12 protein-coding genes are annotated in these 12,084 nt (G+C 61.7%); 8 read left to right on the top strand and 4 right to left on the bottom strand.

All coding sequences use genetic code 11. The features are described 5' to 3' along the window. Positions 1 to 417, top strand: a complete 417-nt coding sequence (madL, locus tag J5M72_RS01015; RefSeq protein ID WP_007953315.1) for a malonate transporter subunit MadL — start codon at positions 1 to 3, stop codon at positions 415 to 417. Between the two features lies 1 nt (position 418). After that, on the top strand, positions 419 to 1,183 hold the full coding sequence (gene madM, locus J5M72_RS01010; protein WP_007953314.1) for a malonate transporter subunit MadM: 765 nt from the start codon (positions 419 to 421) through the stop codon (positions 1,181 to 1,183). Between the two features lie 222 nt (positions 1,184 to 1,405). On the opposite strand, the gene J5M72_RS01005 is transcribed toward madM, so the two are convergent. Then, positions 1,406 to 2,326, bottom strand: a complete 921-nt coding sequence (locus J5M72_RS01005) for a LysR substrate-binding domain-containing protein (protein WP_115079492.1) — start codon at positions 2,324 to 2,326, stop codon at positions 1,406 to 1,408. A 141-nt stretch (positions 2,327 to 2,467) separates the two neighbouring features. On the opposite strand from J5M72_RS01005, the gene J5M72_RS01000 reads away from it, so the two are divergent. Continuing rightward, positions 2,468 to 3,085: a hemolysin III family protein gene (locus tag J5M72_RS01000; protein WP_011336351.1), complete on the top strand. Its 618-nt coding sequence runs from the start codon at positions 2,468 to 2,470 to the stop codon at positions 3,083 to 3,085. Here J5M72_RS01000 and J5M72_RS00995 read toward each other — a convergent pair. Next, complete coding sequence (locus J5M72_RS00995) at positions 3,082 to 3,993, bottom strand: LysR family transcriptional regulator (protein ID WP_169432281.1); 912 nt, start codon at positions 3,991 to 3,993, stop codon at positions 3,082 to 3,084. The genes J5M72_RS01000 and J5M72_RS00995 overlap by 4 nt on opposite strands. 108 nt (positions 3,994 to 4,101) lie before the next feature. Between J5M72_RS00995 and J5M72_RS00990 the strand changes: the two genes are divergently transcribed. Continuing rightward, positions 4,102 to 5,343: a D-amino acid dehydrogenase gene (locus J5M72_RS00990; protein ID WP_207863780.1), complete on the top strand. Its 1,242-nt coding sequence runs from the start codon at positions 4,102 to 4,104 to the stop codon at positions 5,341 to 5,343. Positions 5,344 to 5,384: 41 nt separating this feature from the next. Further along, on the top strand, positions 5,385 to 6,287 hold the full coding sequence (locus J5M72_RS00985; protein ID WP_169432279.1) for a transporter substrate-binding domain-containing protein: 903 nt from the start codon (positions 5,385 to 5,387) through the stop codon (positions 6,285 to 6,287). A gap of 4 nt (positions 6,288 to 6,291) precedes the next feature. On the opposite strand, the gene J5M72_RS00980 is transcribed toward J5M72_RS00985, so the two are convergent. Both J5M72_RS00980 and J5M72_RS00975 read right to left on the bottom strand, forming a co-directional pair. After that, complete coding sequence (locus J5M72_RS00980; protein WP_207863779.1) at positions 6,292 to 7,011, bottom strand: 16S rRNA (uracil(1498)-N(3))-methyltransferase; 720 nt, start codon at positions 7,009 to 7,011, stop codon at positions 6,292 to 6,294. Between the two features lie 152 nt (positions 7,012 to 7,163). Continuing rightward, positions 7,164 to 8,570: an adenosylmethionine--8-amino-7-oxononanoate transaminase gene (locus tag J5M72_RS00975; RefSeq protein ID WP_207863778.1), complete on the bottom strand. Its 1,407-nt coding sequence runs from the start codon at positions 8,568 to 8,570 to the stop codon at positions 7,164 to 7,166. Between the two features lie 223 nt (positions 8,571 to 8,793). Between J5M72_RS00975 and J5M72_RS00970 the strand changes: the two genes are divergently transcribed. The 3 genes from J5M72_RS00970 to J5M72_RS00960 all read left to right on the top strand — a co-directional run bounded on the left by J5M72_RS00970 (position 8,794) and on the right by J5M72_RS00960 (position 12,016). After that, positions 8,794 to 10,590: a flavin monoamine oxidase family protein gene (locus tag J5M72_RS00970; RefSeq protein ID WP_207863777.1), complete on the top strand. Its 1,797-nt coding sequence runs from the start codon at positions 8,794 to 8,796 to the stop codon at positions 10,588 to 10,590. A gap of 249 nt (positions 10,591 to 10,839) precedes the next feature. Beyond that, positions 10,840 to 11,391, top strand: a complete 552-nt coding sequence (locus tag J5M72_RS00965) for a cytochrome b (RefSeq protein ID WP_169432276.1) — start codon at positions 10,840 to 10,842, stop codon at positions 11,389 to 11,391. A gap of 31 nt (positions 11,392 to 11,422) precedes the next feature. Continuing rightward, positions 11,423 to 12,016, top strand: a complete 594-nt coding sequence (locus J5M72_RS00960; protein WP_169432275.1) for a YceI family protein — start codon at positions 11,423 to 11,425, stop codon at positions 12,014 to 12,016. Positions 12,017 to 12,084: the final 68 nt, after the last annotated feature.

The raw sequence follows: 12,084 nt of genomic DNA, 5'->3' as shown, positions 1-12,084 counted from the left end.
ATGATTATTTACGGTGTGGCGCTGCTGGCGATCTGTACGCTGGCAGGGGTGATCATGGGTGACCTGCTCGGCGTGCTGCTGGGGGTCAAATCCAACGTCGGCGGGGTCGGCATCGCCATGATCCTGTTGATCTGCGCGCGGTTGTGGATGCAGAAACGCGGCGGCATGACCAAGGATTGCGAGATGGGCGTCGGCTTCTGGGGCGCCATGTACATTCCGGTGGTGGTGGCGATGGCCGCGCAGCAGAACGTCGTCACCGCCCTGCACGGCGGCCCGGTGGCGGTGTTGGCGGCGATTGGTTCGGTGGTGGTCTGTGGCTGCACGATTGCCCTGATCAGCCGCACCCACAAGGGCGAGCCCTTGCCCGACGAGCCGGCGGAAATTTCCCCGGTCGGCACACCGGTAGGAGGTCGCTGACATGTGGGATCTCATTGAAAAAGGTCTGGAACACAACGGTCTGATCACCGCCTTCGCCTTCGTCGGCGTGATCATGTGGGTTTCGGTGATCCTCTCCAAACGCTTGACGTTCGGGCGGATTCACGGCTCGGCCATTGCCATTGTCATCGGTCTGGTGCTGGCCTGGGTCGGCGGGACGATGACGGGCGGGCAGAAGGGCCTGGCGGACCTGACGCTGTTCTCCGGCATCGGCCTGATGGGCGGCGCGATGCTGCGGGATTTCGCCATCGTTGCCACGGCGTTTGAAGTGCAGGCAACCGAGGCGAAGAAAGCCGGGATGATCGGGGTGATTGCGCTGCTGCTGGGCACGATCCTGCCGTTCATTGTCGGCGCGTGCATGGCTTACGCGTTCGGTTATCGCGATGCGGTGAGCATGACCACCATCGGCGCGGGGGCGGTGACTTACATCGTCGGGCCGGTGACCGGCGCAGCGATTGGCGCGACTTCGGATGTGATGGCGCTGTCGATTGCCACCGGGTTGATCAAGGCGATTCTGGTGATGGTCGGCACCCCGGTGGCGGCGCGCTGGATGGGTCTGGATAACCCGCGCTCGGCGATGGTGTTTGGCGGGCTGGCCGGGACCGTGAGCGGCGTGACGGCGGGGCTGGCGGCGACGGATCGGCGGTTGGTGCCTTATGGGGCGTTGACCGCGACCTTCCACACTGGGCTTGGCTGCCTGCTTGGGCCTTCGCTGCTGTTCTTCATTGTTCGCGGGATTGTGGGCTGAACGTCAAAAGCGCCCTCATCGGAACGCCGCCCGCCTAACCCTCTCCCGGAGGGAGAGGGGACTGACCGAGTTGTTTATGCGCTATACATCGACCTGAAATTCTTATTTCGAACTCAGGTCTTGAAAAGCCCCCGATCTGCTCCCTTTCCCCCTCGCCCCCTTGGGGGAGAGGGCTGGGCGGGCGGCGTTCCGATGAGGGGGTAGCTTTTGATCTGCTTTTAATCACACCGCCGACTGGCGATTCGCATACATCCGACATTCCGCCAGCAACGCCAGCAAATTCGGATCCCGCTCCTTGGCCTTCAAAAACACCACCCCGATGTGCTGCTGCAACCGGTACTTCTCCTGCAACGGAATCAGCTTCACCCGGTTCTCGTACACCGCCGCAATCCTCCCCGGCAGCAACGCATAACCGACCCCGGAGCTGACCATGCTCAGCAGGGTGAAGATGTCGTTGACCTGCATCGCCACCTTCGGCTCGAACCCTGCCTGTCTGAACACCCGGATGCCGTCCTGATGGGTGGCGAAGCCTTGGGTGAGGGTAATGAAGGTTTCGTCGCGCACCTCGGCCAGATCCACTTCGCTGCGTTGGGCGAAGCGCGAATCGGCCGGGGTGGCGAGGAAGATGTCGTCGGAAAACAGCGGGATCTGCTCGCAGTCCGGGTCGTTGACAGTGTCGTCCAGTGACACCAGGATCGCGTCGACTTCCATGTTCTTCAGCTTGTAGAGCAGGTCGATGTTCGAGCCGAGGATCAGGTCGATGTTGAGTTCGCTGCGGCGGATCTTCAGGCCCATGATCAGCTGTGGCACGGTCTTCACCGTGAGCGAATACAGCGAGCCGAGCTTGAAGCGCTCGGCGGAGAATCCGGCGGCTTCGCGGGTCAGGCGCACGCTTTCGACCACGTCCTGAATCAGCTTCTGCGCTCGCTCTTCGAGCACATAAGCGCTTTCCAGCGGTGTCAGGTTGCGGCCTTCGTGCTTGAACAGCGGGCAGCGCAGGGCGCTTTCCAGCGAATGGATCGCACGGTGCACGCTGACGTTGCTGGTCTGCAACTCGGCGGCGGCGCGGGCGAGGTTGCCGGTGCGCATGAAGGCGAGGAACACCTCGAGTTTCTTCAGGGTCAATTCTTCGTCGATCAGCATGGCGCGGACTCTTCTTGGTATCGCTCGATTGTGCCCAAATATCAGGACAGGTACAGGCCCGCGTTGAACGGAAACATTGCGCTTTTACGCTCAAGGCCCGAGCCTTGCGCGCTGCGGTAATGAAATCGAGGTGTGTGACACATGTATCACGGAGAAAAACTGAACGCCTGGACGCATCTGGTCGGGGCGGTAGCGGCGTTTGTCGGGGGCGTGTGGATGCTGGTGATTGCCAGCCTCGACGGCAGCCCGTGGAAGATCGTCAGCGTGGCGATTTATGCCTTTACCTTGCTGGTGCTCTACAGCGCATCCACCGTGTACCACAGCGTGCGCGGGCGTAAAAAGGCGATCATGAAGAAGGTCGATCACTTTTCGATCTACCTGTTGATCGCCGGCAGTTACACGCCGTTCTGCCTGGTGACCCTGCGTGGGCCGTGGGGCTGGACGCTGTTCGGGATTGTCTGGGGCCTGGCGCTGATCGGTATCCTGCAAGAAATCAAGCCGCGCTCGGAGGCGCGGATCCTGTCGATCGTGATCTACGCGGTGATGGGCTGGATCGTGCTGGTGGCGGTCAAGCCGCTGATCGCCGCGCTGGGGACGGCGGGGTTTGCCTGGCTGGCGTCGGGTGGCGTGCTGTACACCGTGGGGATCATCTTTTTTGCCCTTGATCACCGGTTGCGGCATGCCCACGGGATCTGGCATCTGTTTGTGATCGCCGGGAGCCTGCTGCACTTTGTGGCGATTCTGTTTTACGTCCTTTAAATGCCCATCAGGCGGCCGAGTTGTTCGCCGGCGCGCTGACTGAAAATCTCCAGCAAATCATTCAGCGTATGGGGTGATGGTTCGGTGGCGCGGGTCACGGCGTACAGCGTGATCGGCAAGGGCGGCGCCAACGGGCGGATTACGGTGCTGGTCGGCGAAGCCCCCAGCGCGGTGAACGGATCGATCACCGCCACCCCGGCGCCGGACTCCACCATCGCACGCGCCAGCGAATAGGTCTGTACCGCAATCCGCACCCGGGGTGGCGGCTCGACCGCCTCCAGATAACTGTCGAGCCGCGCGGCCAGCGGATCGGCGCTGGACAGCCCGATCAGCGGCGCCCCGGCCAGTGCCATCAGTGGCAACGGCTGGCCGGCATCTTCCTCCGGCCAATAACCCTTCGGCGCCAGCGCCACCAGAACCCCCGAGGCCAGCGCTTCGGCCTTCAGCCCCGGATGGTCCGGCAACTGCAACGTCAGGGCCACGTCCACTTCGCGCATCAGCAGGTTCTGCATCAGCTCGCGGCTGTGGGCGCTCGACAGTTCGCAGGCGATGTCCGGGAATTGCGCCGTCCATTGCCGGATCGCCGGCGGCAGCAACGACAGCGCCAGCGCCGGAGTCGCGCCGATCCGCAGGCTGTGGCCGGGCTCGCGGCGCAGGCTCTGGGCCAGGCGCCGCACGCCTTGCAGGCTTTCCGTGACCTTGTCGACTTCGCGCTCCAGCTCCAGCGCTTCGGGAGTTGCCTGCAACTTGCCGCGCACCCGCAAAAACAGAGGGAAACCCAGCTGCTGCTCGGCGTGCTGCAACACCTTGGTCACCGCCGGTTGCGAGACGTGCAGCAACTGCGCAGCGGCGCTGATCGAGCCGGTCTGGCGAATGGCCTGGAAAATCTCGATATGACGAAGGCGCATGACGATCCCATAACCTTTGTTTATAGGTTTGGCATCTTTATTCATTGTTCGGCGCCTGTCACCTCACCCTAACCTCGGCCTCGTCTTCAAGAACGATTAAGGACGGACATGGCTCAGCGTGTGTGCATCATCGGCGGCGGCGTGATCGGGTTGGCAACGGCCTGGGCGCTGGTGCGCGACGGCTTCGAGGTGACGGTGGTCGAGGCGCGGCAGTCGCCGGGCAGCGAAACCAGTTTCGCCAACGGCGGCCAGTTGTCCTATCGCTACGTTGCGCCGCTGGCCGACGCCGGCGTGCCATTGCAGGCAATCGGCTGGATGCTGCGCGGCGACTCACCGCTGAAACTTCGCCCGCGCCTGGACCCGGCGCAGTGGCGCTGGATGGCCTCGTTTCTCGCTGCGTGCCGCACTTCGGTCAACCGTGAAAACGCCGCGCATCTGTTGCGTCTGGCGCTGTTCAGCCAGCGCACGCTGAAACGCTGGCGCGAGGACGACGGACTCGCCGGCTTCAACTGGCGGCGCAACGGCAAACTGGTGACCTTTCGCAACGCCGCCAGCTTCGACCATGCGCGCAAGGGACTCGTCGATCCGCAGCAACAGCAGGTGTTGTCCGCCGCCGAATGTGCGCAACTGGAACCGGCACTGACCGATGCGCCGTTCGTGGGCGCGATCTACACGCCGGATGAAGAAGTCGGCGACTGTCACGGTTTTTGCCTGCAGCTGGCGGCGCGATTGAAGGCGTCCGGTCGCTGCGAGTTTCGCCTCGGTCAGGCAGTCACCGGCATTCGCCACAGTCACGGCGCCGTCACGGCCATTGAACTTGGCGAAGAAACCCTGCCGGTCGAACAACTGGTAATCGCCGCCGGCCATCGCAGCCCGTTGCTGGCGCTGCCCGGCCTGCGCCTGCCACTGTATCCCCTGAAGGGCTACAGCCTGACCGTACCGATCGGCAACGAGCATCGAGCGCCGGACGTGAGCATCACCGACTACGACCGCAAGATCGTCTACGCCCGTATCGGCGAACAACTGCGGGTGGCGGCGATGGTCGACATCGTCGGTTTTGACCCGGCGGTCGACCCCGAGCGGCTGGCGCTGATCAAGCGTCAGGCCCGCGACACCTTTCCCGACGCCGGCGACTACGACGCGGCCGTGGAGTGGGCCGGCATGCGCCCGGCCACCCCCACCGGCGTTCCGCTGCTGGGCGCCACGGCGTATCGCAATCTGTGGCTCAACCTCGGCCACGGCGCGCTCGGTTTCACCCTGGCCTGCGGCAGCGGGCAGTTGCTCAGTGAACTGATCGGCCAGCAGCGCACATCCATTGATCTGCATGGGTTCAATCCCCGTGCGGCGTGACGGTTTCTGCTAAAACACCCCACCCACAACGGAGAATAACAATGCAAAAAATCACGTTGCTCGGCTGCACTCTGGCGCTGGTTTTCGGTGCTCAGGCCCAGGCCAGTGAAGTGCCGCTGACCGGTACGCTCGGCAAGATCGCCAGCGCCAACAGCATCACCCTGGGGTATCGCGATGCGTCGGTGCCGTTCTCGTATGTGGGCGATCACACCGGGCAGCCGATGGGCTATTCAGTGGAGCTGGCGGACAAGATCGTCGAGCGCATCAGGCAGCAACTGGCGTTGCCGGAGCTGAAGGTGAAGTACAACCTGGTGACCTCGCAGACGCGGATTCCGCTGGTGCAGAACGGCACGGTCGACCTCGAATGCGGCTCCACCGGGGTGACGGCCGAGCGGCAGAAGCAGGTCGCGTTCTCCTACGGTTTCATCTACGTCAAAGGTCAGCTGCTGACCGCCAAGGACAGCGGCATCAACCGCTTCGACGATCTGCGCGGCAAGAACGTGGTGACGACCGCCGGCACCACCAACGAGCGTTATCTGAAGAGCTACAACCTCGACCACAAACTGAACATGTTCGTGATCAGTGCCAAGGATCACGGCGAGGCGTTCCAGATGCTGCAATCAGGCCGTGCGGCAGCGTTCTACATGGACGATGCGCTGCTTTACGGCGAGCGGGCCAAGGCGCGTGATCCGCACAACTGGGTCGTGGTGGGGGAGGAGCAATCCCGGGAAATCTACAGCTGCATGGTGCGCAAGGATGATCCGCAGTTCCTCGCGCTGGTCAACGGTGTGCTGGCTGACCTGTACAGCTCGGGGGAGATCAACGGGATCTACCGCAAGTGGTTCGAACAGCCGATCCCGCCGAAGGGCCTGAACCTTGAGTTCCCGATGACCAGCGAACTCAAGGCAATCATCGCCAGACCGATCAGTGATCCGGTGCAGTGACAGGTTAGAAATCACCCCACAGTTGCTGCGCGACTGCCAGCGCCACAACCGGCGCAGTCTCGGTGCGCAGCACGCGCGGGCCGAGGCGGGCGGCGTGGTAGCCGTTGCCCCTGGCCTGCTCGACTTCGGCGTCGGACAAGCCGCCTTCAGGGCCGATCAAGAAGGCCAGGGTCGATGGTTTGGCGTGGCTGACCAAGGGCTCGGCCACCGGGTGCAGGACCAGTTTCAGTTCGGCTTCGGTCTGTTTCAGCCAGTCGGCCAGCAACACCGGTGGATGAATCACCGGCACCCGCGAGCGACCGCATTGCTCGCAAGCGCTGATCGCCACCTGACGCCAGTGCAGCAGGCGTTTGTCGGCGCGTTCGTCCTTGAGGCGGACTTCGCAGCGTTCGCTGAAGATCGGGGTGATTTCAGTCACGCCCAGTTCGGTGGCTTTCTGGATCGCCCAGTCCATCCGCTCGCCCCGGGACAGGCCTTGGCCGAGGTGGATGCGCAGCGGTGATTCGACTTGACCTGCGAACTGCTCGTCGATCTGCACCACCACGCGTTTCTTGCCGACTTCCACCAGGGAACCGCGAAACTCATGGCCGGAGCCGTCGAACAACTGCACCGCATCGCCCTCGGCCATGCGCAGCACGCGGCTGATGTAATGCGCCTGGGCTTCCGGCAATTCGTGTTCGCCGGTGCTCAGCGGGGCGTCGATAAAGAAGCGGGACAGTCTCATTCGGAGTCTCTGGAAAGATGTGAATCAGTTAAAACGGTGTCGACTTCATTCGCGAGCAAGCCCGCTTCCACAGGGAAATGCATTCCAAATGTGGGAGCGGGCTTGCTCGCGAAAGCGGAAGTCCAGGCACCACAGATCTTGAATAATCTGGATCAGCCCGGATCGCGAAAACCCGGATGAAAATCCTTCGGCACTGCCACGCTGACGCTGTCTCGGGTGGCGATGTCGATGCCTTCGCTGGCGACTTCGGCGAGGAAGTCGATCTGCTCCGGGGTGATCACGTAGGGCGGCAGGAAATACACCACGCTGCCCAGCGGACGCAGCAACGCGCCACGCTCAAGGGCATGCTGGAACACTTTCAGGCCGCGACGTTCCTGCCACGGATAAGCCTCTTTCGTGGCCTTGTCCTTGACCATCTCGATCGCCAGCACCATGCCGGTCTGACGGACTTCCGAAACATTCGGATGATCCACCAGATGCGCCGTCGCCGACGCCATGCGTTGAGCCAGCACCCGGTTGTTTTCGATCACGTTGTCCTGCTCGAAGATATCCAGGGTCGCCAGGGCTGCTGCACAGGCCAACGGGTTGCCGGTGTAGCTGTGCGAATGCAGGAAGGCGCGCAGGGTCGGGTAATCGTCGTAGAACGCGCTGTACACCTCGTCGGTGGTCAGGCACGCGGCCAATGGCAGATAACCGCCGGTCAGGGCTTTCGACAGGCACAGGAAGTCCGGACGGATGCCGGCCTGTTCGCAGGCGAACATCGTCCCGGTGCGGCCGAAACCGACGGCGATTTCGTCGTGGATCAGGTGCACGCCGTAACGGTCGCAGGCTTCGCGCAACAGCTTGAGGTACACCGGGTGATACATGCGCATGCCACCCGCGCCCTGAATCAGCGGCTCGACGATCACCGCGGCGACGCTGTCATGATTTTCCGCCAGCGTCTGCTCCATGGCCGCGAACATATTGCGCGAATGCTCTTCCCAGCTCATGCCCTGCGGGCGCAGGTAGCAATCCGGGCTCGGCACCTTGATGGTGTCCATCAGCAGCGCTTTGTAGGTTTCGGTGAACAACGGCACATCACCGACCGCCATCGCCGCCATGGTTTCGCCGTGGTAGCTGTTGGTCAGGGTGACGAAGCGCTTCTTGTTCGGCTGGCCGCGGTTGAGCCAGTAGTGAAAGCTCATTTTCAGCGCGACTTCGATGCAGGACGAACCGTTATCGGCGTAGAACACCCGGTTCAAGCCTTCCGGCGTCATCTTCACCAGCCGCTCGGACAGTTCGATCACCGGCTGATGGCTGAAACCGGCCAGAATCACGTGTTCCAGCTGATCGACCTGATCCTTGATGCGCTGGTTGATGCGCGGGTTGGCGTGGCCGAACACGTTGACCCACCAGGAGCTGACCGCATCCAGATAACGCTTGCCTTCGAAGTCTTCCAGCCAGACGCCTTCACCGCGCTTGATCGGGATCAGCGGCAGCTGTTCGTGGTCTTTCATCTGGGTGCAGGGATGCCACAGCACCGCGAGATCGCGTTGCATCCACTGGTTGTTCAGGCCCATGTTCAGTCTCCTCGAGGCGGCTCGCGTCAGGCGCGGGCTAACAATCGCGCAAGCCTATGCAATGCGTCGCGCCGGGACAACCCATTGCGTTGATTGAGCTACTTTGTATGGGCCGATAGACGTCGCTGGCGGCGTTTTGATGGCTGACGTATTCTTCGCGGTTCTTTGGGTCGACTGACCCGCAAAACTGCTTTTTCCTACGTGTTTTTCCGGAGTTCGCTGAATGTCTGTCGGTTGGCTGCGCGCCTGTGCGCTTGTGGTGTTGGGGCTTTTCAGCGTTACGGCGCTGGCCAAGGAAAAAACCGCGATCGTGATCGGCGGCGGCCTGTCGGGCCTGACCGCGGCTTACGAACTGCAGAACAAGGGCTGGCAGGTCACGTTGCTGGAAGCCAAGCCGAGCCTGGGCGGTCGCTCGGGCATGGCCACCAGCGAGTGGATCGGCAACGACAAGGCGCAGCCGGTGCTGAACAAGTACGTCTCGACTTTCAAGCTGAGCACTACGCCGGCCCCTGAATTCGTGCGTACCCCGGGTTATCTGATCGATGGCGAGTATTTCTCTGCCGCCGATCTGGCCACCAAGCAACCGGCTACCGCGCAGGCGTTGAAAACCTTCGAGAAAACCCGTGACGATCTGGCGCGCTCGATCGACGATCCGCAGAACCCGGCGGCGACCAACACGTTGCACGCGCTGGACCAGATCAACGTGTCGAGCTGGCTCGACAAGCAGAACCTGCCTGCCACTGCGCGTCAGCTGATCAACCAGGATATCCGCACCCATTACGACGAACCTTCGCGTCTGTCGCTGCTGTACTACGCACAGCAGAGCCGTGTTTATCGCGGCGTGTCCGACCGTGACATGCGCGCTTCGCGTCTGGTGGGTGGCAGCCCGGTGCTGGCCCAGGCCTTCGTCAAGCAACTGAAAACCATCAAGACCAGTTCGCCGGTGTCCGCGATTGTCCAGGACAAGGACGGCGTGACCGTCAAGGTCGGCAGCGTGGGCTATCAGGCAGACTACGTCGTACTGGCGGTGCCATTGCGTGCCCTCGACAAGATTCAGCTGACCCCGGCCCTGGATGCACAGCATCTGGCCGCGATCAAAGGCACCAACTACGGCTGGCGTGACCAGATCATGCTGAAGTTCAAGACGCCAGTGTGGGAAAGCAAGGCGCGGATGTCCGGCGAGATCTACAGCAACACCGGTCTGGGCATGCTGTGGATCGAGCCGGCCCTGAAGGGCGGCGCGAACGTGGTGATCAACCTGTCCGGCGACAATGCCCGGGTGATGCAGGCGTTCGGCGACAAGCAGATGGTCGATCAGGTGCTGATCCGTCTGCACGCGTTTTATCCACAGGCCCGTGGTGCGTTCACCGGTTATGAAATCCGTCGCTACAGCACCGATCCATCGACTGGTGGTTCGTACCTGGCCTTCGGTCCTGGCCAGATCAGCAAGTACTGGCGCCTGTGGGAGCGTCCGCTGCAGCGCGTAGCGTTTGCTGGCGAGCACACCGACACCCTGTATCCGGGCACCCTGGAAGGCGCGCTGCGCACCGGTCAGCGCGCGGCCAGTCAGGTTGAAGACCTGGCGGCGGGCAAATCCTTCGAACCGATCAAGGTCGGCCCGGCGGCGGCCACTGCAGCAGCGGCGGCAGGCGCAGCGGGTGCGGCCACGGCGGCGAAGAAAGGTAACTTCTTCACCAACCTGTTCGGTGGTTCGGATGACGAGAAGAAACCAGCGCCTGTGAAAGCCCCCGAACCGGCACCTGCTCCAGCCGCTCCAGCGCCTGCACCGACTCCGGCACCTGCGCCAGCCCCGGTTGAAGCGCCGAAGCCAGCGACTCCGGTGAAAGCCGAGCCAGCCAAGAAAGCGCCAGCCAAGCCAGCAGCGAAGAAACCTGCGGCCAAGACCGAGGCGAAAAAAGCCCCGGCCAAACCTGCAACGAAAAAGACTGAACCGGCGAAGAAGCCAGCGGCCAAACCGGCGGCGACTCCGGCGGCAAGCACCGATACCAAAGCGCAGTAAGGCTTTGCGGTGAATGAAAAAAGCGCGGCTTTCATGCCGCGCTTTTTTATTGCCTGTGAAACAGCAAGCATCCTGTGTTTGCTCGTTCGCCAGCTAATCTCCCGTCACACTTTTCACCTTTAATCTTTCCTTAACTCCCCTGTCCAAGACTCTTGATCGTATTTCTCGATATTTCAAAGCGAAATTTTCCGCTTTAATTCGATAGATAACTCGCTAGTCTTGGTTCGCAGTTCTCACAGGATTTGGGCAATGCAGCTACGTAATTCTTCTTCGCGCTACGGTTGGGTCAGTATCTTCATGCACTGGGGTGTGGCGTTGGCGGTCTTCGGACTGTTCGCGCTCGGTCTGTGGATGGTGGGGCTGGATTACTACAGCACCTGGCGTAAAGAGGCGCCGGATCTGCACAAGAGCATCGGTCTGGTGCTGCTGGCTGTGATGGTGTTGCGGGTGCTGTGGCGTTTTGTCAGCCCACCGCCGCCAACGCTGCAGAGCTACAGCCGCATGACCCGCATCGGCGCAAAGTTTGGCCACGGGTTTCTGTACCTCGCGCTGTTCGCCGTGATGATTGCCGGTTACCTGATTTCCACCGCAGACGGTGTCGGGATTCCGGTGTTTGGCCTGTTTGAAGTTCCTGCACTGGTTTCCGGACTACCGGATCAGGCAGATACCGCCGGTGTGATTCATTTGTACCTGGCGTGGGCGCTGGTAATTTTTTCCGGCCTCCATGCGTTGGCAGCATTGAAGCACCACTTTATCGATCGTGATGCGACCCTCACTCGAATGCTCGGTCGCAAAGCCTGAAGCTCAACCTCGACTCAAAGGAAAAGAAAGCATGTTGAAAAAGACTCTGGCCGCTCTGGCAATCGGTTCTGCCGTGCTGTCCGCCAACGTAATGGCTGCTGACTACACCGTCGACAAGGAAGGCCAGCACGCCTTCGTCGATTTCAAGATCAGCCACCTGGGCTACAGCTACATCACCGGTACCTTCAAGGACATCAGCGGCAAGTTCAGCTTCGATGCTGCCAAGCCTGAAGACAGCAAGATCGAGTTCGACGTGAAGACCGCCAGCGTGTTCACCAACCACGCCGAGCGTGACAAGCACATCTCCAGCAAAGACTTCCTGGACGTGGGCAAATACGCTGACGCCAAGTTCGTCTCCACCAGCGTCAAGTCCACCGGCAAGAACGCCGATGGCAAAGACACTGCCGACGTGACCGGTGACCTGACCCTGCACGGCGTGACCAAGCCGATCGTGGTCAAGGCCACTTTCCTGGGTGAAGGCAAGGATCCATGGGGCGGCTACCGTGCCGGCTTCGAAGGCACTACCAGCATCAAGCGTTCTGATTTCGGCAAGATGATGGACCTGGGTCCACAGTCTGACAAAGTCGACCTGTACATCTCGTTTGAAGGTGTGAAAGCGAAGTAATTTTCGCCAGCCCTACAAAAACGCCCCCGGTCTTGCGACCGGGGGCGTTTTTTATTGCCTTGTTGAAA

This window comes from Pseudomonas sp. 58(2021), assembly GCF_017491585.1.
GTDB classification, from domain to species: domain Bacteria; phylum Pseudomonadota; class Gammaproteobacteria; order Pseudomonadales; family Pseudomonadaceae; genus Aquipseudomonas; species Aquipseudomonas fluorescens_BT.
This window is presented reverse-complemented; position numbering and strand designations above follow the sequence as displayed.

Excerpts from the sequence above, each read along its gene's own strand:
- J5M72_RS00960 (WP_169432275.1), top strand. The coding sequence starts at position 11,423 with ATGTTGAAAAAGACTCTGGCCGCTCTGGCAATCGGTTCTGCCGTGCTG.
- J5M72_RS00995 (WP_169432281.1), bottom strand. The coding sequence starts at position 3,993 with ATGCGCCTTCGTCATATCGAGATTTTCCAGGCCATTCGCCAGACCGGC.
- J5M72_RS00975 (WP_207863778.1), bottom strand. The coding sequence starts at position 8,570 with ATGGGCCTGAACAACCAGTGGATGCAACGCGATCTCGCGGTGCTGTGG.
- J5M72_RS00990 (WP_207863780.1), top strand. The coding sequence starts at position 4,102 with ATGGCTCAGCGTGTGTGCATCATCGGCGGCGGCGTGATCGGGTTGGCA.
- J5M72_RS00965 (WP_169432276.1), top strand. The coding sequence starts at position 10,840 with ATGCAGCTACGTAATTCTTCTTCGCGCTACGGTTGGGTCAGTATCTTC.
- J5M72_RS01005 (WP_115079492.1), bottom strand. The coding sequence starts at position 2,326 with ATGCTGATCGACGAAGAATTGACCCTGAAGAAACTCGAGGTGTTCCTC.
- madL (WP_007953315.1), top strand. The coding sequence starts at position 1 with ATGATTATTTACGGTGTGGCGCTGCTGGCGATCTGTACGCTGGCAGGG.
- J5M72_RS00985 (WP_169432279.1), top strand. The coding sequence starts at position 5,385 with ATGCAAAAAATCACGTTGCTCGGCTGCACTCTGGCGCTGGTTTTCGGT.
- J5M72_RS00980 (WP_207863779.1), bottom strand. The coding sequence starts at position 7,011 with ATGAGACTGTCCCGCTTCTTTATCGACGCCCCGCTGAGCACCGGCGAA.
- J5M72_RS00970 (WP_207863777.1), top strand. The coding sequence starts at position 8,794 with ATGTCTGTCGGTTGGCTGCGCGCCTGTGCGCTTGTGGTGTTGGGGCTT.
- madM (WP_007953314.1), top strand. The coding sequence starts at position 419 with ATGTGGGATCTCATTGAAAAAGGTCTGGAACACAACGGTCTGATCACC.
- J5M72_RS01000 (WP_011336351.1), top strand. The coding sequence starts at position 2,468 with ATGTATCACGGAGAAAAACTGAACGCCTGGACGCATCTGGTCGGGGCG.